Annotated in this window: 27 protein-coding genes and 1 pseudogene; 13 read left to right on the top strand and 15 right to left on the bottom strand. The window is 62.0% G+C overall.

The window, feature by feature from the left end:
* Nucleotides 1–140 precede the first annotated feature (140 nt).
* Nucleotides 141–539 carry a hypothetical protein gene (locus BM314_RS19935; RefSeq protein ID WP_244539989.1) on the bottom strand — a complete coding sequence of 133 codons (399 nt, stop codon included), beginning with the start codon at nucleotides 537–539 and terminating at the stop codon, nucleotides 141–143.
* 259 nt (nucleotides 540–798) lie between these two features.
* Between BM314_RS19935 and BM314_RS30220 the strand changes: the two genes are divergently transcribed.
* Nucleotides 799–1,170, top strand: coding sequence for a hypothetical protein (locus BM314_RS30220; protein ID WP_139237850.1), 372 nt, complete (start codon nucleotides 799–801; stop codon nucleotides 1,168–1,170).
* Here BM314_RS30220 and BM314_RS19930 read toward each other — a convergent pair.
* Both BM314_RS19930 and BM314_RS19925 read right to left on the bottom strand, forming a co-directional pair.
* Complete coding sequence (locus tag BM314_RS19930; protein ID WP_091979754.1) at nucleotides 1,098–1,472, bottom strand: hypothetical protein; 375 nt, start codon at nucleotides 1,470–1,472, stop codon at nucleotides 1,098–1,100. The genes BM314_RS30220 and BM314_RS19930 overlap by 73 nt on opposite strands.
* Before the next feature lie 96 nt (nucleotides 1,473–1,568).
* Nucleotides 1,569–2,510, bottom strand: a complete 942-nt coding sequence (locus BM314_RS19925) for a class I SAM-dependent methyltransferase (protein ID WP_091979752.1) — start codon at nucleotides 2,508–2,510, stop codon at nucleotides 1,569–1,571.
* Nucleotides 2,511–2,719: 209 nt separating this feature from the next.
* Between BM314_RS19925 and BM314_RS30215 the strand changes: the two genes are divergently transcribed.
* Together BM314_RS30215 and BM314_RS19920 are read left to right on the top strand one after the other, a co-directional pair.
* Nucleotides 2,720–3,778: a hypothetical protein gene (locus BM314_RS30215; protein ID WP_139237849.1), complete on the top strand. Its 1,059-nt coding sequence runs from the start codon at nucleotides 2,720–2,722 to the stop codon at nucleotides 3,776–3,778.
* A gap of 1,138 nt (nucleotides 3,779–4,916) precedes the next feature.
* Complete coding sequence (locus tag BM314_RS19920) at nucleotides 4,917–5,666, top strand: FkbM family methyltransferase (protein WP_170868154.1); 750 nt, start codon at nucleotides 4,917–4,919, stop codon at nucleotides 5,664–5,666.
* Nucleotides 5,667–5,830: 164 nt separating this feature from the next.
* Here BM314_RS19920 and BM314_RS19915 read toward each other — a convergent pair whose 3' ends face one another.
* Complete coding sequence (locus BM314_RS19915; RefSeq protein WP_170868153.1) at nucleotides 5,831–6,781, bottom strand: FkbM family methyltransferase; 951 nt, start codon at nucleotides 6,779–6,781, stop codon at nucleotides 5,831–5,833.
* Nucleotides 6,782–7,128: 347 nt separating this feature from the next.
* Between BM314_RS19915 and BM314_RS30210 the strand changes: the two genes are divergently transcribed.
* Both BM314_RS30210 and BM314_RS31375 read left to right on the top strand, forming a co-directional pair.
* Nucleotides 7,129–7,965, top strand: coding sequence for a hypothetical protein (locus tag BM314_RS30210; RefSeq protein ID WP_210187351.1), 837 nt, complete (start codon nucleotides 7,129–7,131; stop codon nucleotides 7,963–7,965).
* Between the two features lie 169 nt (nucleotides 7,966–8,134).
* On the top strand, nucleotides 8,135–8,812 hold the full coding sequence (locus tag BM314_RS31375) for a hypothetical protein (protein WP_348272739.1): 678 nt from the start codon (nucleotides 8,135–8,137) through the stop codon (nucleotides 8,810–8,812).
* A gap of 270 nt (nucleotides 8,813–9,082) precedes the next feature.
* On the opposite strand, the gene BM314_RS19905 is transcribed toward BM314_RS31375, so the two are convergent.
* Genes BM314_RS19905 through BM314_RS30695 form a run of 7 tightly spaced genes read right to left on the bottom strand, consistent with a single transcriptional unit; the run spans nucleotide 9,083 to nucleotide 11,230 of the window.
* Complete coding sequence (locus BM314_RS19905; protein ID WP_091979746.1) at nucleotides 9,083–9,673, bottom strand: hypothetical protein; 591 nt, start codon at nucleotides 9,671–9,673, stop codon at nucleotides 9,083–9,085.
* Nucleotides 9,663–9,920 carry a hypothetical protein gene (locus tag BM314_RS19900; protein WP_091979744.1) on the bottom strand — a complete coding sequence of 86 codons (258 nt, stop codon included), beginning with the start codon at nucleotides 9,918–9,920 and terminating at the stop codon, nucleotides 9,663–9,665. Before BM314_RS19900 ends, BM314_RS19905 begins: the two co-directional genes overlap by 11 nt.
* Nucleotides 9,917–10,270 (bottom strand): hypothetical protein, encoded by a 354-nt coding sequence (locus BM314_RS19895; RefSeq protein ID WP_091979742.1) that lies wholly within the window; start codon nucleotides 10,268–10,270, stop codon nucleotides 9,917–9,919. Before BM314_RS19895 ends, BM314_RS19900 begins: the two co-directional genes overlap by 4 nt.
* Nucleotides 10,271–10,273: 3 nt before the next feature.
* On the bottom strand, nucleotides 10,274–10,465 hold the full coding sequence (locus BM314_RS19890; RefSeq protein WP_091979740.1) for a hypothetical protein: 192 nt from the start codon (nucleotides 10,463–10,465) through the stop codon (nucleotides 10,274–10,276).
* Complete coding sequence (locus BM314_RS19885; RefSeq protein WP_091979738.1) at nucleotides 10,462–10,836, bottom strand: ubiquitination-like system serine protease family protein; 375 nt, start codon at nucleotides 10,834–10,836, stop codon at nucleotides 10,462–10,464. The genes BM314_RS19890 and BM314_RS19885 overlap by 4 nt, the downstream gene beginning before the upstream one ends.
* Nucleotides 10,836–11,081, bottom strand: coding sequence for a peptidoglycan-binding protein (locus tag BM314_RS19880; RefSeq protein WP_091979736.1), 246 nt, complete (start codon nucleotides 11,079–11,081; stop codon nucleotides 10,836–10,838). The genes BM314_RS19885 and BM314_RS19880 overlap by 1 nt, the downstream gene beginning before the upstream one ends.
* Nucleotides 11,081–11,230, bottom strand: a complete 150-nt coding sequence (locus tag BM314_RS30695) for a hypothetical protein (protein WP_170868152.1) — start codon at nucleotides 11,228–11,230, stop codon at nucleotides 11,081–11,083. The genes BM314_RS19880 and BM314_RS30695 overlap by 1 nt, the downstream gene beginning before the upstream one ends.
* A gap of 90 nt (nucleotides 11,231–11,320) precedes the next feature.
* Here BM314_RS30695 and BM314_RS19875 point away from each other — a divergent pair.
* Both BM314_RS19875 and BM314_RS30690 read left to right on the top strand, forming a co-directional pair.
* Nucleotides 11,321–12,462: pseudogene (locus tag BM314_RS19875) on the top strand (IS3 family transposase).
* 137 nt (nucleotides 12,463–12,599) lie between these two features.
* Nucleotides 12,600–12,980, top strand: a complete 381-nt coding sequence (locus BM314_RS30690) for an SLOG family protein (protein ID WP_091979734.1) — start codon at nucleotides 12,600–12,602, stop codon at nucleotides 12,978–12,980.
* A gap of 343 nt (nucleotides 12,981–13,323) precedes the next feature.
* Here BM314_RS30690 and BM314_RS19860 read toward each other — a convergent pair whose 3' ends face one another.
* Nucleotides 13,324–13,620, bottom strand: a complete 297-nt coding sequence (locus BM314_RS19860) for a hypothetical protein (RefSeq protein ID WP_091979730.1) — start codon at nucleotides 13,618–13,620, stop codon at nucleotides 13,324–13,326.
* Between the two features lie 76 nt (nucleotides 13,621–13,696).
* Nucleotides 13,697–13,873, bottom strand: a complete 177-nt coding sequence (locus tag BM314_RS30685; RefSeq protein WP_170868149.1) for a hypothetical protein — start codon at nucleotides 13,871–13,873, stop codon at nucleotides 13,697–13,699.
* Here BM314_RS30685 and BM314_RS30200 point away from each other — a divergent pair.
* The 3 genes from BM314_RS30200 to BM314_RS19840 all read left to right on the top strand — a co-directional run bounded on the left by BM314_RS30200 (nucleotide 13,872) and on the right by BM314_RS19840 (nucleotide 16,533).
* Complete coding sequence (locus BM314_RS30200) at nucleotides 13,872–14,570, top strand: hypothetical protein (protein ID WP_139237845.1); 699 nt, start codon at nucleotides 13,872–13,874, stop codon at nucleotides 14,568–14,570. The genes BM314_RS30685 and BM314_RS30200 overlap by 2 nt on opposite strands.
* On the top strand, nucleotides 14,567–15,247 hold the full coding sequence (locus tag BM314_RS19850; RefSeq protein WP_091979726.1) for a hypothetical protein: 681 nt from the start codon (nucleotides 14,567–14,569) through the stop codon (nucleotides 15,245–15,247). Before BM314_RS30200 ends, BM314_RS19850 begins: the two co-directional genes overlap by 4 nt.
* A 515-nt stretch (nucleotides 15,248–15,762) precedes the next feature.
* Complete coding sequence (locus BM314_RS19840; protein ID WP_244539988.1) at nucleotides 15,763–16,533, top strand: hypothetical protein; 771 nt, start codon at nucleotides 15,763–15,765, stop codon at nucleotides 16,531–16,533.
* Between the two features lie 62 nt (nucleotides 16,534–16,595).
* Here the strand turns inward: BM314_RS19840 and BM314_RS19835 are convergent, their stop codons facing one another.
* Nucleotides 16,596–16,862: a hypothetical protein gene (locus BM314_RS19835; RefSeq protein WP_091979720.1), complete on the bottom strand. Its 267-nt coding sequence runs from the start codon at nucleotides 16,860–16,862 to the stop codon at nucleotides 16,596–16,598.
* Nucleotides 16,863–17,102: 240 nt separating this feature from the next.
* Here BM314_RS19835 and BM314_RS19830 point away from each other — a divergent pair, with 240 nt between their 5' ends.
* The gene (locus BM314_RS19830; protein ID WP_348272738.1) at nucleotides 17,103–17,363 is read left to right on the top strand and encodes a helix-turn-helix domain-containing protein; all 261 of its coding nucleotides are present in this window, start codon (nucleotides 17,103–17,105) and stop codon (nucleotides 17,361–17,363) included.
* Here BM314_RS19830 and BM314_RS19825 read toward each other — a convergent pair.
* On the bottom strand, nucleotides 17,285–18,511 hold the full coding sequence (locus tag BM314_RS19825; RefSeq protein ID WP_091979716.1) for a tyrosine-type recombinase/integrase: 1,227 nt from the start codon (nucleotides 18,509–18,511) through the stop codon (nucleotides 17,285–17,287). The two genes, BM314_RS19830 and BM314_RS19825, sit on opposite strands and share 79 nt — an antisense overlap.
* Nucleotides 18,512–18,928: 417 nt before the next feature.
* Here BM314_RS19825 and BM314_RS19820 point away from each other — a divergent pair, with 417 nt between their 5' ends.
* Together BM314_RS19820 and BM314_RS19815 are read left to right on the top strand one after the other, a co-directional pair.
* The gene (locus BM314_RS19820) at nucleotides 18,929–19,111 is read left to right on the top strand and encodes a hypothetical protein (RefSeq protein ID WP_091979714.1); all 183 of its coding nucleotides are present in this window, start codon (nucleotides 18,929–18,931) and stop codon (nucleotides 19,109–19,111) included.
* Nucleotides 19,112–19,163: 52 nt separating this feature from the next.
* A partial coding sequence (locus BM314_RS19815; RefSeq protein WP_107353641.1) for an IS5 family transposase occupies nucleotides 19,164–19,497 on the top strand: 334 nt, incomplete at its 3' end.

Raw genomic sequence — 19,497 nt, 5'->3', positions numbered from 1 at the left:
GCGCGTGCTGGCGGCTCTGACATCCGAGCCAGCCACCGCCACCGAAATCGCCGAGCGAGCCGGACTGCCCGGCCGGGAGCGCGCCGTTCAGGCGACCCGCGCGCTGGAGCACCTAGTGGCCGAGGGACTGGCGTACAGCGTCATCCGCCGGACACGGATCCGGTGGCGCTCCGCGGCGGCCGCTCCCGCCTCTCAATAATCCGCGCCCGATCTCGCAGGGTGACCTCGTGCGTCGGCCATTCCAGGCACGCTGCATCGAACGCCGCCTTGGCCATCGACAGCGGGTAGATCGTCGCGAGGTGCAGTTCGACGTTGCCGCCGGTCTCTCGCCAGATCTCGACCGTGTAGGGGTCACCCGGCGGCACCGGCGGGATCTTCTTGGCGGCCGGCGGCAGCGTGATCGCGGCAAGGCAGAGGTGCTCGTACTTGCGTGCGGGCGGCGCCCCGGGGGCGCGCTGGTAGCGGCAAGAGGCCGTCAGGTGCCGGAGCAGGTCCAGCGTGGAGATGTCGGCACCGTAGCGAGCGATCAGGCTGGCCACGGTGTAGCGACCCGAGCGCTTGCAGGTCGCGCAGTCGACGTACACCCGACCGGGCCCCGCATCTCCCAGGCACCCCATTCTAGTGGCCCTCCGCTCGCGAACGAATGCGGAACAAGCCTGAGGCCTGAGCGTGCTTCAACCGGCGCCGGCCGAGGCGAGCGAGATCGTAGTGGAGCGGTGTGGATGGCGTTCAAGAACGCGAGCAGCTACCAACACTTCCGCCGCCCGCTACTGGGTGGTCAGCGCTGGATGAAGGTCGGTGCCCACTCACTTCTCGCGTGCCGCCCGATCGCCGCTGCAGGTCCATTTGCGCAATCCGCGCCGCGCCTACGACGTCGACGGCTTCGAGATCACGCCGATGACGTTCCAGCAGGCGATGGATAAAGGGGTGCACGCCGTCCGGGTGATCTGCGACTGCGGGCACGTCGAAGAGACGCCGATCTACGTCGGGGCTTGGTCGTCGACGAGCTTCGTGCCTGATGCCGGCATGTCGCTCCGATGCCGCGCCTGCTCGAAGCCGGATCCGCAGACGGTGCCTGCGTGGCCTGCGGCACCGGATCAGGCGGCCTTGGACCTGGCGGCGAACTCCCAGACCGGCGGCCCCCAGGTCTGCCCGGGCTTCGTCCGGTAGCCGGAGAAGCGGTCGAACACGAGCCGGTCGGGTTCGACGCCGACGACCTTGCTGTCGTTGGCCATCAGCGCGCCGGCATGCTCGACGCGCAGGAATCCGTACTTGGGATGGACGCCGAAGAGCCGAGGCGCAGTCCAGCCGAGCCGGTGCGCCTCCGCGCCGTGCTCGTCAATGAAGGTCAGCGCGTTCGCCCGCATCGCCGCCCATCGCGCCGGGGTGAGATACCGGCACGGCGAGGCGTGCTCGGACAGGCGCTCGATCTGGCTGCGCCAGGAGGCGACGGCGGGTGGAAGGTCGGACATGGCTGCGAGGTAAGGCCGAATGATTGCCGAAATGAAGTCGCCCGTCGCGGCGCCTGGCCGGACGGGCTTAAATAGGTGTGCCTCGAAATGCCGACGTTATGTCGTCTCAATCCATACAGATGTGCCGGGCAGATCATGAATTTCGTAGGTACAGAAGGGGATCGTGTAATCACCTTCTGTACGTGGAGCGAAAATATTTTTCACAATTCTCGATAGATCGTCGTCGCGGCTGATAAAGAAGTTGGCAGCCAAAAGCCGGAACGGAAGTGGTTTGGCAATCAGCATCATGCCCAGCATGTATTGTTCTGCGGCGACGCCCCATCTCTGTGTATAATCGTGTGGCCAGAAAATATCATGTATCTGCACGAGCACTCCCGGACGAAGACGGGGGAGCACTTCGAGAAAGAATACCGTTGCGTCGTTGTCGGGCTCAACCATATGCGAGCCATCAAAGAACAGGACATCACCTGCTTCTAGATCATTGAATACAGATAGATCGCAGTCCTGTACTTTTGACCGAATAACACGGTCGCATATCGTATCAATATCCCTTCGCGGCTCGGGATCAATCGAAGTGATGAGAGTCGGCAACTTCGCGTTGCGAATGGTGTACCGAGTAAATGCTGTAGAGTTTCCAGAGCCGACTTCGATGTACCGGCGCGGCCGATGCTTGAGAAGAAACGTCACCAAAACAGACGCATCTAGAGATGTAAAAAATCCATTGTTCCAGTACGGATCGAATGGCTGATCCGGATTTTCTTGATAGCGAATACCGTGCAAGAAATCTCTATTAGAATCAATATCTGCGAGCAACTCAATGAATTGTTTCTTATGATTTTGAAATAGCGTTTGAATTTCTGGATGCGCCGCCTGCTTATAACCCCACCTCCTCGGCGGCTCGGCTGAAAGCGTTCTGAACCGCTCGAAGCCGGATTGCCAGCTGGAGGCCGCGACCGTGCCGCTTTCGAAGGGGTTGTCGGTTACGTCACGCCCCGCCTTGGCCGCGTATATTCCCTCGTCAAACGGCACCATACCCATATCCGTCTCCTTGTTGCGCGGCTCCTCTATCAGAGGTCAGCATGCGAACATAGAGGCAGCCGCCTTCTGCCCGGCAGCATGAATGGCACCTTGACGCGTCGTGCCGGCTCTTGCACGGGGCGGTAGAACCGGGCGATAGCTCTGGTCGAAGGACGGCTCAGCACGTCACGTTCACCCCGCACGCAGATCATCATGGTGAGGCCCGCGCCATGCGAATCAATGTCTTCAACCCTTACGCCGATCAAATAATCGAGCGTGGCTTAATTGAAACGCTTCGCAATACTCAATTGTATTTTTCTCCTTTTTTACAGCTTTTAGGGGCACGCTGGCTATCTGCTGTTCAAGCAGACCCAATGCGGAACTCGCGCTCAATCAACAGCCTCTCAGATGCCGACTGCGAAACGGTGGTAATGCATGATTGGTATGTGACGGAAATATCGGAGCATCCTAATAGGCTGGATATTGCCAGGGATTTCAAAGGAAACATCTTCGTCATGAGCGATGTTCCGGTTACTGAAAATAGGCTCCCCGGTAATATCTACAATATTGCAAAAAACTTTCATCAGCTCGATCTGGGTGCAAATTGGGACGGCACCGAACCAAATATTCAGTATCAATATTACACAGATCCACCGGGAAAACGGACGTTTAGAGCGCCAATGGGATGCGCCGAGTCATGGCTCCCCAAGCCTCAGCACTACAGGCCAACGATATTTTTTGACGAGCCTCACATCTCAGTCATCAAGAGCTTAAGCGCTGGCAATAGCGTCATCGCCGCCCACTACATGCATGGACTTGCAGTGGCTAGGATACTTATAGATCGCGGCTTTACGCTCCAAACATTTTGTCGAGAGGGCTGGCCAGACGTAGCAGATCTGCAAAAAAAATACGAAGGTTTTGAGATTATCGACGCCAGTGGATGGGTTCCGTTTACTTCGATAGTGCAGAATTACGCATCATCGAGTCTTTTCTTCTCTTTTACCGGCGAAACATTTGGGTATTCGACATTCGAAAACTTGCAACTTGGGAATGGTCTGATTGCATACTCGGAGCATCGCAACGCCTACGAACTTAGGCAAATGCAGAACGCAGTTCTTATATCGATTTACTTGAGCCCAGAAGTATGCGCCGACATGATATGTCAGTTCTTCGACAGATTTTGCAATAAAAAACTGCGCCCCATAATTTCCAATGACGCAAACTTGATGTACTCGACGGAAACGCTTATACCGAGGCTGCGCACGGCAATCAAGAGCACTCTCTCCTAGAAGAGTCGCTCACATTAGTGTACCCGATGTGTTATGGGCCGTTCTTTACGGTCTGCTCATGATGCGAACACAAGTATAGCTCCGAAACAAATAGGTCTGGCGTAGCGGATATGCCCGTCGCCAGCCTCCGGCCTGAGCCGCCCACTCGGCCCCGCCCCGATCTGCTCAAGGGGCGGGGGAGTGCCTGATCTCACGAGCGAGTGAGCCGAGCCGGTACGCAACTTGGCTCGGCGATAGGATAGCCGGCGCCGGTTACCGGGCCGTGCTAGGGCAGCTGCGCGGGTGTCCCGCGCTTGGATTTCGGGCACGAGAAGCCCTCATCGGCAGACCAGGCGGGCGGAGGCTCATCGTGAGCGCCTATGGCCGGAGGGCAACAGCCTCGCAACCATCAGTCGCCTATACAACCCGCTTGGCAACGTGGGAGCGCAGGCGATGAGCACGGCGACTGGGCACGGCGACCGGCAGGCTGTGAAGCCTGCCCCGAGCGAGACGCGGGGCGACCTCTACGATCCGCACTTTCCGGTCAGGCGGCGCGCGAAAGAGTCGTCCGACCACGTTCGCTGCGAGGTCTTTGACCCTCATTTCCCGAGTCGGGTACGCCAGTAGCCTACGTTCAAGCGCCCCCGCCTTGAAGCTGGGCACACGAAAAAGCCCCTCGCGGCGGTGCCGGCGGGGCTGGAGGTGATTGCATCAGGGATGCTGGGTAGACCCGCGAGTGACCCGGTAGTTCCGCTCAGCGCCTGCCTCGAGGCTGCTGCCGGCCGTGGTCGTCCTCCCACCGATCCATGACCTCGGTGAACCGGGTGAGCGCGGCCGTCATTTGGCTGGTGTGCTGCGCCTCCTCGGAGGCTGTTTCCGCGACGATGGCCGCGGTCAGGCCGTTGATGGCCTTGGCAAGGTCCGCGAGCGAATGGTTGCCGCGGCACTAACCGGCCGCTCGGTTGCGACACGATAGGCACGCAGCCACGTGCCGTCAGTAGAGGTGTCGCGTAGGGCTCATTCCTTTCTGAGGCATACGGCGCTCGACGAGAGCGCAAAAATCAAGCTATATGAGTGAGCCATAATCAAACAGTTGGGCGAAATGGTTGCTATAATAGAAACTCGTGGTGTCACGTTCAAAGCTGATGACACAGAGGACATGCCTAAGTGGTTTTGGTCCATTTTCAATAGTGGGGCTTGGGAGCCTCACACGCTGGCGTTAATTAGCCACTTTATTAATCCAGAGTGGCGCTTTGTAGATATTGGTGCCTGGATGGGGCCAACAGCTCTGTTCGCTGCGGCCAAAGGCGGCCGGGTAGATGCTTATGAGTGCGACCCTGAAGCGCTACGGCGCATACGCACAAATATCAGTATCAATCCGGAACTCGCATCTCGGATCAGACTAATTGAACACGCATTGAGCGACAAAGACGGTTCTATCCGGCTGTTTTCCCGGTCGTGGGGTGGATCGGAGAGTTCGATCCTTGCCCGCCACGAGCGAGAGGGTCAGGTGCAAGAGTTAGGAGAATCCGTCCTTGTTGGCACACGCGACATCCGCCGCGTATTTCTCGAAAACGGGTATGCGGCCGACGCCAAATCTTTCATCAAGATGGATATCGAAGGCGCAGAGTTTCTCGTGATACCTGCGCTTTCGGATATCATTGAGGAAAGCAGGTGCGTGTGGCATATCTCCTTCCATGACGTCAACCTAAATCCAAAACATGTTCCTGCAAAATATGTTCGCGCCGCAGAAGTTATTCGTTGCCTTGAGGCCTTCAGCCCGCTGATATGGTACAGCGAAACGCTAGAGAAAATAGATAAATCGCAATATCTCGATAAGATTTTGTCTGGATCTGGGATGCAAGAACTTTCGCTTGTGTTCAGTAAGGCTGAACTTATGCCTCTTTAGCCCAGCAAAAGCTAGAGCGCGGCTCCAGTTGCAAAAATAGTGAAAGGCGCCCCGAGTTTTATCGGGGCGCCTAATTTTTGTTTGAGCAAGCGGTTTGCGTAAGGCTCGCGCTCAGCGCCTTAACGATTGGGGGGGAGTTGAACTGGATTTTCAGCAGGTAAGTTCTATTCGAACAGCCTCGCATTCCGCCAGAGCTGCCCGCCATCCACGTAGGTTGAGCTGGTCAAATCCTGGCCGTGGGCCATGCTGTAGAATTGACACGGCTTTTCACGGGTGAGAACCCAACCATGGCCGCGAAAAAACTCGATGAAATCGCCTTCGATTTTGCGACTGTGGGTGCCAACAAACATTGACCGGACTTTAGAATTTAAAAGATCGATGGCCGCCGGCAGAATAGTCCCTTCCGAGCCTTGGATATCGACGTGTAGAAGATCGACGCGCGATAGATCGGCGAGTATGGTGTTCAGCGAAAACGCTTTAACTTCTTCGAATGCGACATCTTCCCCGGTGAAATGATGAGGTTTATCCAAGTCGCTCACAGTCGATCGACCGGCAGCGGTCACGTCATCGCTCTTCGGCCAATAGAGAACGCCATCATTTAGGCCAACGGCACCCTGCATCAGCCGCCAGACGATGCCGGCGCTCGAACCGGTGTTGGCACTCTCGCGGGGGACGAGCCCATTGAGGGCGAGATGCTGCCGAAGGATCTCGAAACGCGGCTGATCGGCTTCCAGGGCCAGGATCTCGGTTTGCTGAAAGCCTTTTCGCCTCGCGCACAGTGCGGCTGCTGAAACCCATGGCCCCCACCCGGCCCCCAACTCGGCAACGACAAAGGAATCCTGGCCGTGAGCCCATTCCAGAGCGAGGGCAAGGGCGACGTATTCCATTCCGTCGCCGATGTAGCCATCGCTCGGAAGCGGGAGTCCGCTGCCAACCTGATTAGTCTTGTCCCACACCCACGGGCAGTAGCTGGGATCAACCCGCACACCGACCTGGTCCGTATAAACGCCTGGATGAGGCTCAAGGTTCGCGGCTACGAGGCGCGAAACAAGCGCATCATCGCCTTCGAGGTATCCACGGAAGATGTCGTGCTCACCGTAGGGAAGTGGGGGCATGCCGGCGTTCCTCAGCGATCGTCGCGGTCGTATGAGGGAAGCCATGAACGGCGGCAACCCCGAGAAGCGGGGCACCTACACCGAGCATCCTTCCCTCCCTAAATCGATTCCGACGATCTAGGGAATCGTCCGGCGGTGGGCGCCCGCCGGCATCTGCCGGCGGGCTTTGGGGGTAACCTTTGCTTCACTCAACAATAAAGGCTATCCCGGCGCTCTGCTGATCCAGGAATTTTACTGCAGACAAAACGTCTTCCTCGGAGCGCACTTGAGCCTCTGACATGCCAATGGTAGTGCTTACTTGTCGTCCTTATGGAGGCAATGTGGTGCGCACTATAACAATAACGGCTATGAATAGACCGAAGTTATTTCTGGATTTACTACAAAGCCTGAAGATCAATGATCTTTCGGGATGGAGCGTTGTCGTTGCAGTTGAGCCAAGCGATTGCAGCTCGGAGATCATATCGATCTGCGAATCAACTCTGACTGAAATTGAATATCGTCTGATTGTGAACGATCATGTTCTTGGAGTTCGCGGGAATCCATACGCTCTTCTGAATTCTGTATTTGATTCTGGATCTGCGCTCAATATTTACCTTGAGGAAGATTTGGTTGTCTCGCCCGACGTGGTGGAAATGAGCCTGTGGTATGAGAAAAATTATCAGCCACAATGGCTCGCTATGAATTTAATCTCTGGTCCCTGCGGATCTGCAGGCTTCGTGTCAAATCCTGCGTTCCCTTCCATTTTATTCGAATCAAAAGTTTTCAATTCTCTTGGGTTCGTTGTTCGGGCGCAGGAATGGGCCTCGCATATAAAGAAAATATGGATGGGGGACGGGGAGCCAAACAATCCCAACGCCGCGTACTGGGGCTCAAGATGGGGGTGGGACTGGTCTATTTATGCGCATGTGGCTGCCTCTCCCGAGTTGAAGATACTTCAGCCTGCTTTTGCTAGAGCTAATCATCTTGGTGAGAATGGTGTCCATGTATGGCCAGATCTCAATAGAAAACTCTTCGGAGCGTTGCGCATTAACGATCGTGTGCACGGCCAATTTGATCTGTTCGATGTCGACAGTATGCCCCATGAGCTCCGCTCTCATGTATATTTACTAGAAGAGCTGACGAATAAGCATATTCAAGTTGAAAATCTGCAAAAAATGATATTGGATTTGTCTACGAACAAATAGGAGCCGCCTCGAAACGCACAGCGGCTTTGTTGCGGGATGGATGGAAGCGCTGACCGAGCCGTTCTGGTGCCCGCAAGAAGGCAATCTTGTACCGGCAAAGGAGGGCAGGGACTTGCGGCCAGGCTCAACATGAGGGATCGATCGAACGTCTCGTGACCACGGATTTTCCATGAAGCTGCACCTGCCCAACCCGTTCGACTCGCGCCCTGCGCTCGTTCGCAATCCACTCCCCGGCTTCGATCCGATCTACTACCTTTATTGGTATCCGGACGTGCGCACTGCTCGGCTTGACCCGCTGCGCCACTACCTCCTGGCTGGCTGGAAAGAAGGCCGAGATCCGAGCGCAGGCTTCAGCACCTCTGGCTATCTCGCCGCGAATCTCGACGTCGCCGCCGCCGGTCTCAATCCGCTCCTGCATTTTGTGAACACGGGCTTCGCCGAGGGCCGCGGCGGCTACCTCAAGGATCCTCGAACGTCAGCCCCACGGCCCAATCACGCCACGGAGCCGATGAGACTGCTCACAGCCCCCAGCCCATCGGCCACGACCTCCCTGCAAGGCTTTGTCGATGAGCTCAGCCATACCTCCGTCCGAGGATGGGCACTCCCGGACGGCTCGGCGAGCTTGCGTGCAGACATACAAATCCTTGTCGACGACGTATTGGCGGGATGCGCTGTTGCAAGCCTTTATCGACCCGATCTTGAAGATGAAAAAATCGGGGATGCCCATCATGGATTTGAGTTCAGGTTCGATCCGCCCCTCGACAAAGTAGCTAAGCGGATAGTGATCGTGCGGCGAACAGCTGACGGTCTTGAGATTGGACGCGCTATCGTCTGCACAGATCAATAGCCTGAGAACGAAAGAAGCTCAAAACGGCGGACCGGGCGGGCGAATCCAGATCCTAAGCATGTGGGGCAACCGCTCGAATCCAGCGGAATCCAACAGCGGCTCAGATTGAGAAATGCCCCGCGCTCCGGGAGCCGCGCGAGGCTGGTAGATCACGGAGGAGATGAGGTTACGGCGGTCGCTGTCTCTCCGCGACCCAGCCGCCGACGAACAGCCCGATGATGAGGCAGACGCCCACCCACATCATGGTCTCGGTGGGGTGTGTCCAGAGCATCAGCGGCGATCCACCTCATCGGCCTGGAAGGTCGACTCGCCGCTCTTGAACACGTCGGAGATGTAGGGACGCGCGCGCTCCAGCGCCTCGGTCAGGTCTGGCTTGATCAGCATCACGCTGCACGCCAGGAACACGCCCATGAAGGTGCCGATCCCGAGCCCGATGCGGTTCCGCCGCGGCACCTCGTTCCGCACCAGTCCAGGCGCGATCACGTGCATCACCGACGACAGGATGCTCATCGCGATCCAGAGCAGGTTCAGGTCGCTGTTCGCGAACCACCACGGGTTGCCCGAGAGCCGGAACACGATCACGAACATGGCCTGGCAGAACGTGGCCATCCAACCGATCGTCACGCCGAAGATCAGGAAGTCGCCGAGCTCCGGCTTGTTGGTCCTGAGCGCCTCGACGAAGTCTGGCCAGTAGACGACCACGACGGTGGCCGAGCCTGCGGCCTGGAGGGTGCGCGCGAGAAGGATCACGTCGGCGTTGGGCAGGAACACGTCGAGGATCCCGACGACGGCAAAGATGATGATCGCCGCGAAGATCGCCTTGTCCTTGAGTCCTTCTTCGCCCTTGAAATCATACCTCACTGCCGTCGGTCTCCTCGATCTGGCGCTTGTCGTGCACTAGGCGCTTGACGGCTGCGTTGGCGGCAACGCGCATGTCGCTCACACGGCGGACTTGTTTCTCAGCCTCCCGCGAGACAGCGAGGCTGGAGATGGCGTGAAGCTGCTCGGCGCGGTCCAGACGCTTCGCCTCCGGAGGCTCCTGTCCGCAATGCTCGCACTGCGGGCAGACCCACTTGCGGATCCGATCCCTGATTGCCTCCCGGATCATCGAGCAGCTCCTGCAGGCTGCTGGGTCTGACCCTGCTTCAGATCGGCCAGCTTCTGATTGGTCTCCCGAAGCCCGGCCGCGGCCGTGAGGGCAGCCTCGGTGGTGACCTTCAGGATCTCGCCCTGACCGTCACGGACGTCCTTCATGTTCTCTGCGATGTCGGCGTTGGTCGCGCCCTGCCGCTCAAGCGCCGTGGCGACGCGCTCGGCCATCGCCTTGTTGTCCTCCAGGCGCTTCTCCATGCTGTCTCGCCACCAGCCCGTGACGGTCCTGAGGGCCAGCAGCAGGAGCACGACCGCTCCGAGAAGTCCGTAATCCTTGAGGAGGCCCGCGATTTCGATCCCGGTCACGGCTCAGCGCCCCGCGCAGGCCGAGCGCCAAGCAGCGTTCAGCGCCCGCAGCCGCAGCCGGGTCCGCGGGTCGTCCGTGCGCGCGTACTGCACGGGCAAGGTCATCACTTGGCAGAGCCGGGCGGCCTGGACCGCGGGTTGGGCGAGATCGCAGTGCAGGATCGCGAGCCCGAGGGCGAAGCCGATGCAGGTCACGTGTCGTCTCTGGCGGTGAGAGGAACGGTCTGCCCGGCGAGCGCATGGGTGCAGTCGCCGAGGAATTGGATCTGACCGGCGCGCACAAAGGAGTGGCAGACGCCGCAGCAGGCGGGATTGCCATCCTCGGGATCGTCGCAGCCGTACTGGCAATGCGGACCCGCGCCGCGTCCGCCGGCACCGGGCACATGATGACCCCAGGTCACCAGCACGGACGGCGTGAACGTCGGCCGCTCGTGATCGCCGTTGAACCCCCAGCACGGCTTGCTGCCATCAGGAACGACGCGCACGGCGTGCGGCTGATCGCAGCCCGGGCAGTGGAACAGCACCGACCCGTTGTCGGCCGTGCGTAGGACGCCGATGTGGGCCATCACTTCGCCTCCGGGAGGATGTCGCGGTCGTCGTCCGGCCCGTCTGCCGCAGCGTCGGCGGCGGCGCGCGCCCGGGCCTCCTGCGCCTCTGCGACCAGCGTGGAGGCGTTCGCCTGCTGCGCCGCGCCGAGGTCGCGCTGATCCTGATCGTGCCGCAGCCTGTCGACCTCCTTCACGATGGCGTCCGAGAACGTCCGCGCGAGGAGGCCGAGCAGCGTGCTCAGCAGGGCTGAGAGGCTGAACATCAGCCGTTGGCCGCAATCGGGTCCGTGGCCGTCGGCGTGGCGTTGGCCAGCGAGGCGTCGGGGGCCACCGGCAGCAGGGCGATGATGTGGTCGCGGATCGCTGCCTCACCGCCGGTCCACTTCACGAACCACGCGGGGGCGTGCTCCAAGACGTAGTTCAGCGCGTTGGCCAGTGACCTGACCGGCTGGCTTTGGACCGGGCTGATTGAGAGGATCAGCTAGGACCGAAGGAGTCGGAGATGCGGCGAGGTCAGAAGACGAGCGCGGAGCAGGTCGTGCTCAAGCTGCGCCAGATCGAGGTGCAGACGGCACAAGGCAAGAGCTTGGCGCTGGCGTGCAAGGAAGCGGAGATCTCCGAGCAGAGCTATTACCGCTGGCGCAAGGAGTACGGCGGCCTTCAAGTCGACCAGGCCAGGAAGATGAAGGACCTGGAGCGCGAGAACGCGCGGCTGCGGCGGCTGGTAGCTGACCTTTCTTTGGAAAAGCAGGTGCTGGCGGACGTCGCCTCGGGAAACTTGTAGCCCCCGAGCGACGCCGACAGGCAGTGGACGGGATCCGGGAGAAGTACGGCCTCTCGGAACGTCACGCCTGCCGGATCGTCGGTCAGCACCGCGGCACGCAACGCTACGTGCCGACCGTGCCGGCCGACGAGGATGGACTGACCCGAGCCATCGTTGCCTTGGCCTCCGAGTACGGACGCTAAGGCTATCGCCGCGTCACCGCGCTGCTGCAGGCAGCGGGGTGGCAGATGGGCAAGGATCGGGTTCAGCGCATCTGGCGTCGCGAGGGGCTGAAGGTCCCGCAGAAGCACCGGCCGCGCAGCCGGCTTTGGCTGAATGACGGCTCGTGCGTGCGGCTGCGCCCGCTCCACCGTAACCACGTCTGGAGCTTCGATTTCGTGCAGGCCCAGACGCACGACGGCCGAACCTTGCGTATCCTGACGCTGATCGACGAGCATAGCCGGGCCTGCCTGGCGCTGAAGGTGGCCCGACGCATCAACAGCGTCGGCGTGATCGAGGCGCTGGCCGACGCGATGTGCCTACACGGCATCCCGGAGCACATCCGGTGTGATAACGGCCCCGAGATGATCTCGAAGGCGCTGCGCAAGTGGGTCGCCAAAACTGGTTCACAGATCCAGTACATCGCACCCGGCTCGCCGTGGGAGAACGGGTACTGTGAGAGCTTCAATGGTAAGCTGCGCGACGAGTGCCTGAGGCAGGAGATCTTCTACTCCCTGAAAGAGGCGCAGATCGTGATCGGTCTATGGCAAACCACCTACAACCGCGTTCGACCGCATTCGTCGCTGGGCTATCGGCCGCCCGCGCCTGTCAGCTACCCGGATCTGGCCTTCCGGCTACCCATGGCAGCGGTCATGCAGTAGCCTCTCAATCAGCTCGGTCCAAAATACCGGTCAGGTCACCTGCACCTGTGGCGCCCGCTGAGCGGCGAGATCCCTCGCCCGCCGGGCTGGATGGTCGGGCCGAGCAGCACCGGGGCAGCCGGGAAGGTGGTCGCGTGATGCGCGTGCTCGTCTGCGGTAGCCGCAACCTCGAGAACCTCGACCTCGCTTGGAACTGGCTGGAGGACCATGCGCGGGACCTTTGCGCCGAGGCTCTCGGCCGGGACTCGAACGCCCGGATCACCCACGTCATCGAGGGCGGCGCGCGGGGCGCCGATGAGGCCGCGCGCTGCTGGGCGCGAGCGAGCGGCATCCCGATGCGCACCTTCGCGCCCGACTGGGATCGCTACAGCCGGCAGGCCGGACCGCTCCGGAACACGCAGATGCTCGCCGAGGGCCGGCCGGATGCCGTGATCGCGTTCCCGGGCGGCGCGGGGACGGCCGACATGGTGCGCAAGGCGCGCGCCGCCGGGCTGCCGGTGGTGGAGGCGCGGATATGAAGCCGCTCACCCCGCGCCAGGCCGAGGTACTGGCGACGATCCGCGAGGCGGGCGTGTGCCGGATCGCGGTGCGCTAGACACAGCGCCGGCCCGGCTCGCATGGCCGGTGGCGGATGACGCGGCCGCAGCTCAGCGACGAGCCGACCTCCTACCGAGCGGAGTGCGGCGGCGGCCGCCTTCCGATCCGGACCGTCGTGGCGCTGCTGTGCTGCGGCGAGCTCGTACCGCTGCGCCACGGCTGGAGCCTGTGCGTCCGGCTCCGAGTTCGGGATCGCAATCCGGCGACCGGGCGGGCGTTCGGGAAGCGGCTGGGCGTGGGGGGCGGCCGGTGATCGGCCTCACCCTACGGGTTCAATCCCGTGTCGAGCTTCCGCACCGCGCGGACTGGGCTTCCGGGCTCGACCTGCGATCGCGCTTCGATCCGGTGCGACATCCGGCCGACACCCATCAGAGACCGCAGTTTCGAGGTCACACCGATCAGCACCAGCAGACCTGCCACCAGCGCGAAGACGGTCAGCGTGTGCCAAATCGCGTCATCGTACTGGCGCCCGGCGTGGACGATGAGCCAACCCACGCCGACGAACGCGGCAGCCGAGATCAGCGGGATCATCGGATCGGACATCGCGCGGTCAACGATCATGCCGTCGGCCGAGTTCAGCGGATCCTTGCCGCGCCAATACCTTCGGGCGGTGAGAGAGCGCGGTGATGACAAACCCTCACCCCGCGCTCAATCCGAGAATGAGCTGCTGCGCGATAAGCATCAGACCGGCCAGCGCCCCACCGACCACGAGCACATCGGCGAAGCCGCGTTCCGGCGCAGGCCAGGTCCGAGCGACAGCACGGCGCGGTGCGCTTGGGGAACGAAGCTGCACGACGTTGTCCGACCGATCCATGACCGCCTCCAGCATCATTGCTGACTCGTATCTGGATCGGGTGGTGATCGCTCGGCATGCGCCAGCGCACATCCTCGACTACCTCTACGACGAAGACGACTCCGGCGTGCTGGCGCTGGCCGCGTGCAGGTGCGCGGTGGTGGGGCGGTTCGTGCCCGAGGCGGAGAACCGCCCACCCATTCTGAAGCGGGGCTCAGGCCTCTTGCGCTTCGCGAAGCACGCTTTGAACGCGACCAGCAGCCAAGGCGAGCGCACCCTCCTGCGTGGAACCGGCTGGGCAATCCTGCCCAACAGAAGAGCCGAGCCGGTACACAATCCGGTGCTCTACAGCCCGCAGCAATTCGTTGGCGGGCTCCTTTTCGATACTGCGCAACGTCCGCGCGAGATCGAGATAGGCACTGCGCATAAGGCCAAAGGCCAGGCGTGTCGCGGCTTCATCCGCGATCGGTGTCATATCAGTCATGGCGTGTTCCCTACAAAACACGCTCCCCAGAACGCGGAGTCTATATGTCAGCCGATTAGGATTGTAAATACAGCATTCGACAAGTCTCCGCGGATCGCTTCTCAGCCGCTGTGCGGCTGGAGATTTAACATAGGACAATCATCAAGAGGCTTGGTGGCCAAGCCTATCTTGGGCGGCAAGAACGAGGCAGCGCTGCACTGCACTCAGGCAGGCGGTGAAGAGGTGGCGGCATGAACGCGCCTGACCTCTTCAGCTTCGAGCCGATCGTCCGGACCTTCCCCGTGGTCGAGGTCGATGGCATCCGCGCGATCGTCGAGCGCGACCGCTGGTGCTGTTTCTACGCTGTCGACGCCGGCATGCCGTTCCTGAGCGAGACCGGCTTCCGGTCGGCCGGGAACGACCGGCCTGGGCCGGCCGAGGACATCCTCGCCGCTGTCATTGCGGAGCAGCGGAAGGACAAGAAGGAGCCGTTCCCGATACCGGCCACCGTATACCGCCAGCCCTTTGCGGGCGAGGACTGGCCGCAGCCGGCGCAGAGGGCGATGATCGCCCTTCGGCAGCTCGCCGAGTCCCCGCTCAACATCGACCTGATCCTGGCCGTCTATGCGCACAACCAGGTCGGCACGGCCTGGGGGACCGGCGATCCGGCGAAGCTCGTCGACATCACGCAGCAAATCCTGGGCGATGGCTTCCAGGCCGAGAGCAGCCCGGACGGCGAGGACTTCGCGATGATCGCGCCCAGCGGCCTGCGTCTGCCGGGGAGGGGCTTCTTCCCGGCCGTCCACAACCTGCGTTGCCACGTGGCGCGCATCACCAGGGAGGCGACCCGGGCGACCATGCCCGCGCTCTTCCCCGCCCGGAAGCGGTCGAACCGCCCGGCTCCGGCTCCCCTTCTCACGCCCACGGAGTAGCAGCATGGCCGAGTCCAGCACCATCACGCGCGAACGTGGACCTCTAGGCCACCAGTTCGATCTTCGTGCCTTGAACGGTGACGTACTTCAAGGAGCTTTGCCTCAAGCAGCGGAGCTTTACGCCCCCATTCGGCTCCTGATGACTGCTCAGCACTATCAGAGCTTCGCTGTCGCCAGTCAGGCGCACGCGGCTGCCGATCTGCACGCGCCACAGATCCCTTGCGTTGATCATCGCGCCGTCGCTCCATCCCCTTCCGCACAGTGTCGTTGCACTGTGCAGACAAGTTTTATCAGTTTTGGCAGAATGGCAATAATCCATTCTGGTGACTTATGGCCCCATGGTTTACGCGAAAATTGGGCAACTCAGAGTAGAATATCGGGCGATATCAGTAGCGGCGCCCAGACATATGCATCTACTTTAAAGTTGATTCTGGAACCGCCAGCGCCTCTTCGCATTCGCGAGATTGGATTGGCGGTGGCTCATGGCTGATTGTCCCATCCTGTTTAGCGCGCCAATGGTGCAGGCCCTGCTCCGAGAGGCGCGCCAGCCCGGCACCGGCAAGACGCAGACGCGCCGGATTCTGAAGCCGGAGCCGGCCACGTCGAGACCGCGCGAGGGCTCGACCCTCATCCACGAGGGCGTGGACGGCAGCGACTTCCATCGGAAAGTCGTGGCGCACTTCCGACCGCGCTTCGCCGTCGGCGACCGGCTGTGGGTGAGGGAGACGTGGCAGACCGGCTCGGGCGGCCTCGGCCCGCAGATCGCCTACCGGGCGACCGGCGACTGCCACGACATCGAAGCATGGGACGGCGAGGACGAAGGCGCCGGGCCGTCGTTCAATTATGAGCGCTGCCCGGGCGCGAAGTGGCACACGTGGCTCCCGGATCTCCTGAGCGGCGCCGAGGGCATCTGGCGGCCATCGCTCTTCATGCCGCGCTGGGCGAGTCGCCTCACTCTTCTCCTGTCGGAGGTGCGGGTCGAGCGCCTCCACGACATTAGTGAGGCGGACGCGGAAGCCGAGGGCTGCGAATTTGAGCTCTGGGACCAGACCCTCGCGGTGCGGGACTACAGCAAGCCGGATGGCTGGTTTCAGGCGTGGTCGGAGGACGCCGGCGGGACCTACGTCGAGGCAGATCGGATCTGGCGCGCCTCGTTCCGCTCGCTCTGGGAGAGCATCAACGGGCCCGAGTCCTGGCAAGCCAATCCATGGGTGGTCGTAGTCGGGTTCTCCGTCCACGCCCGCAACATCGACCAACTCGCGCCGATCGCCGAGGCAGCAGAATGACCGTGGCGTATCACCAAGCCTGCTGCCCAGCCGTTCGAAGCAGTCTCGGGTCCCGGCCTCAATCAGGCCGCGCGCGCATCCTGCGACACCTGCAGATCGAGCCAAAGATCGAGACCGAGCGGACCCTGCTTGCGCAGCGCAACCCGGCCGCGCCGAACCTGGCCGTCACGAACGAAGGTCAGGTTCTCCAGAATACCACCGGCGGTGATGACGCGGACGTGGGCAGTGGCCTCGGTGGACGAGAGCACCGTGCACGGCACGTCAAAGCTGCCGAGGCGGATGGTAGCCGTCGGATGCGTGGACGCGTGGACGAAGTGCTTGTTGGCCATGCTGCGTATGTCCTCCGTGCGAGAGGTATCAGCGTAGGGCCTCGATGCTTACCCGTCTGTTGCAGCGCAGCAACAACGGCAGCGGGTGCGGTGGCGAGATCATGATCGCCCGCATCCACTCAACCTGTCGAACCGCGGGACGCCTCAGCGCGTGCGGTGCGGGAGACCGCGAGCGCAGCCGGCAGCGCCGGGCGCCCAAGATGATGGTCGATTTGAATCCGGCGTGAGACGCCTGGCTGAATGACAAGGGAGTGGACAATGGCAAGTGAGGTGAAGCGGCGCCGTGGCATGGTTCTCATGCCGTTGGCCTACCGTGTTGAAGATGCTGCGGCGGCGATCGGCATCAGTCGCTCGACCCTCTTCGAGTACATCAAGCACGGACGGATTCCGTCGCGGAAGATCGGCAACAGCACCGTCATCCGTCACTGCGATCTAGAAGCCTTCCTCGACGGGACGCCGTTCTCGGCCGCAACGAAGGAAGCCCAGAGTTCCATAAGCTGACGGCGCTTCTCAAGAGCGTCACCGCGTCGGTAAGCGAGCTCGACCTCGTTACCGACCATGTGGGCGAGGGCGGCCTCCATCACCTCGCGCGGGAAATCCGTCTCATCACCGGCCCAGTCACGGAAGCTGGACCGGAATCCGTGGGTCGTGATGCCCTCGACGCCAACTCGAAGGTTTAGCCTCTTGAACGCCATGTCGGAGAGCATGTCGCCTCGACTGTTTGCGAAAACGAAATCGTTGCGGTCGATCACGGCTAGGCGGGGGGCGAGTAGGTCGAGCGCCGCGCGCGACAACGGAACCCGGTGCTGCCGGCCAGCCTTCATGCGCTCCGCCGGCACCGACCATAAACCCGAATCCAGATCGACCTCGCTCGCCCGCATGCCGCGGACCTCGCCGGAGCGAGCGGCCGTCAGGATGATGAACTCCAGGGCCCGAGCGGAAGCGGCCACGCGGGTGCGCAGGGCTGCAACAAACGCAGGAACCTCAGCGTAGGGCAGGGCAGGGTGGTGGCGGCGGGACAGCTTGCCGGGCTTCGGTAGCGTGTGCTCCAGGTGCCCGCGCCAGCGCGCCGGATTCTCGCCCTGCCGGTGACCCTCGACCTTCGCTGCATCGAGGATGCGCTCTATCCTGCCACGAAGCCGGCTCGCTGTCTCAGGCTTCTCGCGCCAGATCGGACGCAGCACAGCCAGAACGTCAGAAGTGCTGACCTCGGAGACCGGCTTCTCCCGGAGCGCTGCGGCATAGTTCATCAAACTGGTGCGCCATTGCTGGCGGTGTTTGGCGTTGCGCCAACCGCCGTCACGCTCGCCCATGAAGGCTTCGGCCACTTCGGCGAAGGTCGGCACACTAGGTATGGGTGCCGGATCGGGGGAGGGCGCTTCAGCCTGTCGAGCCTCAACAGGGTCCTCCCCTTCGGCCACCATCGTCCGGGCGCGATTTGCCAATTCGCGGGCTTTCGCCAGAGAGATGGTGCGTAGCGACCCAAGTCCCATTTCGCGGCGTCGCCCGGCCAGGCGATAGAGAAAGACCCAGCGCTTTCCGCCGTTTTGGTCGATGACGAGGTAAAGCCCATCTCCGTCGGCGTGGCGGCCCGGCTCCGCGAGCGTCTGAACCGTCCGCGCCGACATTCGGTTGATCGCTCGCGCCATCTACCCCACCATTTACCCCACCAACCCCACCAAGATCGGAACAGATCACGCCGAACCGGCTTGGACCTTTGTTCCTATACCATCCGCCAAGGCCCTGACAAAGAAAGGTTTTTTCCAGACGCTATTGGACCTATGTGGACCGGCCAGGATGGGGGTTCAGTTGACGCTCCCTCCGCCAGCGCGATTGCCACCAGCGCGTTTTGCGCAGAAACCTTGAGCACATCGCCGAAGCAGATCGTTCGTCCGACCAGCGCAGAGACCTCGTGTGGACCTCGGCCATTTCGACGCATGAATTGGCCTCGCCGAGTTCAGATATTGCGGGCGCCAGTCGGCAGCACAACTACGCGCGCTGACACAGCGGAGATACGGCGGTAACCATTCGGGCGCATGGCTCTCGCAGGAAGCCGCGGAGCCGTCATGATCAGCCACCGACCGACGATGCCCCGCCCGCCGACAGCGTCGCCCCGCATCGTGGAGACGACGATCCTCGCCGCGCGGATCGCCGCACTCGTGGCCTGGGATGCCGGCGCGGCGATGACCCGGGCCGCCGCGGCGCCGGAGTCCCATCCGCCGGTGATCCGGATGCCGCTCGCCGCCTAGGGCGTCTCTGCAAAGGGTTCACAGGCCGCGGGATCGGCGCCATGTGAGCCTAATGCGACGCTTTGAACTGACTGACGCGAAGTGGGAGCAGATCGCCCCGCTGCTGCCTCCGCAGAAGCCGCGCACGGGCCGGCCCGCCGAGGATCACCGCCAAGTGCTCAACGGCATGCTCTGGATCCTTCGTACCGGTGCTCCCTGGGAGGACCTGCCGGCCCGTTACGGGGTGGTCGGAACCGTGTCGAGCCGGTTCTACCGCTGGCGCAAGGCCGGCGTGTTCGACCGGGTGCTGCAGCGCCTGCAGGCGCAGGCGGACGCCCGCGGCGCCCTGGACTGGGATCTGCACTTCGTGGACGCCACGGTGGTGCGCGCCCACCAGCACGCCGCCG

Source organism: Methylobacterium sp. 13MFTsu3.1M2, assembly GCF_900112625.1.
In the GTDB taxonomy this organism is placed as follows: Bacteria; Pseudomonadota; Alphaproteobacteria; order Rhizobiales; family Beijerinckiaceae; genus Methylobacterium.
The sequence above is the reverse complement of the archived record's forward strand: the minus strand, read 5'-3'. Positions and strand labels throughout refer to the sequence as shown.

Excerpts from the sequence above, each read along its gene's own strand:
- BM314_RS19930 (WP_091979754.1), bottom strand. The coding sequence starts at position 1,472 with ATGTCCGACCTTCCACCCGCCGTCGCCTCCTGGCGCAGCCAGATCGAG.
- BM314_RS19925 (WP_091979752.1), bottom strand. The coding sequence starts at position 2,510 with ATGGGTATGGTGCCGTTTGACGAGGGAATATACGCGGCCAAGGCGGGG.
- BM314_RS30215 (WP_139237849.1), top strand. The coding sequence starts at position 2,720 with ATGCGAATCAATGTCTTCAACCCTTACGCCGATCAAATAATCGAGCGT.
- BM314_RS19920 (WP_170868154.1), top strand. The coding sequence starts at position 4,917 with ATGCCTAAGTGGTTTTGGTCCATTTTCAATAGTGGGGCTTGGGAGCCT.
- BM314_RS19915 (WP_170868153.1), bottom strand. The coding sequence starts at position 6,781 with ATGCCCCCACTTCCCTACGGTGAGCACGACATCTTCCGTGGATACCTC.
- BM314_RS30210 (WP_210187351.1), top strand. The coding sequence starts at position 7,129 with ATGAATAGACCGAAGTTATTTCTGGATTTACTACAAAGCCTGAAGATC.
- BM314_RS31375 (WP_348272739.1), top strand. The coding sequence starts at position 8,135 with ATGAAGCTGCACCTGCCCAACCCGTTCGACTCGCGCCCTGCGCTCGTT.
- BM314_RS19900 (WP_091979744.1), bottom strand. The coding sequence starts at position 9,920 with ATGATCCGGGAGGCAATCAGGGATCGGATCCGCAAGTGGGTCTGCCCG.
- BM314_RS19885 (WP_091979738.1), bottom strand. The coding sequence starts at position 10,836 with ATGGCCCACATCGGCGTCCTACGCACGGCCGACAACGGGTCGGTGCTG.
- BM314_RS19880 (WP_091979736.1), bottom strand. The coding sequence starts at position 11,081 with ATGTTCAGCCTCTCAGCCCTGCTGAGCACGCTGCTCGGCCTCCTCGCG.
- BM314_RS30690 (WP_091979734.1), top strand. The coding sequence starts at position 12,600 with ATGCGCGTGCTCGTCTGCGGTAGCCGCAACCTCGAGAACCTCGACCTC.
- BM314_RS19860 (WP_091979730.1), bottom strand. The coding sequence starts at position 13,620 with ATGATCGTTGACCGCGCGATGTCCGATCCGATGATCCCGCTGATCTCG.
- BM314_RS30200 (WP_139237845.1), top strand. The coding sequence starts at position 13,872 with ATGACCGCCTCCAGCATCATTGCTGACTCGTATCTGGATCGGGTGGTG.
- BM314_RS30685 (WP_170868149.1), bottom strand. The coding sequence starts at position 13,873 with ATGGATCGGTCGGACAACGTCGTGCAGCTTCGTTCCCCAAGCGCACCG.
- BM314_RS19850 (WP_091979726.1), top strand. The coding sequence starts at position 14,567 with ATGAACGCGCCTGACCTCTTCAGCTTCGAGCCGATCGTCCGGACCTTC.
- BM314_RS19840 (WP_244539988.1), top strand. The coding sequence starts at position 15,763 with ATGGTGCAGGCCCTGCTCCGAGAGGCGCGCCAGCCCGGCACCGGCAAG.
- BM314_RS19835 (WP_091979720.1), bottom strand. The coding sequence starts at position 16,862 with ATGGCCAACAAGCACTTCGTCCACGCGTCCACGCATCCGACGGCTACC.
- BM314_RS19830 (WP_348272738.1), top strand. The coding sequence starts at position 17,103 with ATGACAAGGGAGTGGACAATGGCAAGTGAGGTGAAGCGGCGCCGTGGC.
- BM314_RS19825 (WP_091979716.1), bottom strand. The coding sequence starts at position 18,511 with ATGGCGCGAGCGATCAACCGAATGTCGGCGCGGACGGTTCAGACGCTC.
- BM314_RS19820 (WP_091979714.1), top strand. The coding sequence starts at position 18,929 with ATGATCAGCCACCGACCGACGATGCCCCGCCCGCCGACAGCGTCGCCC.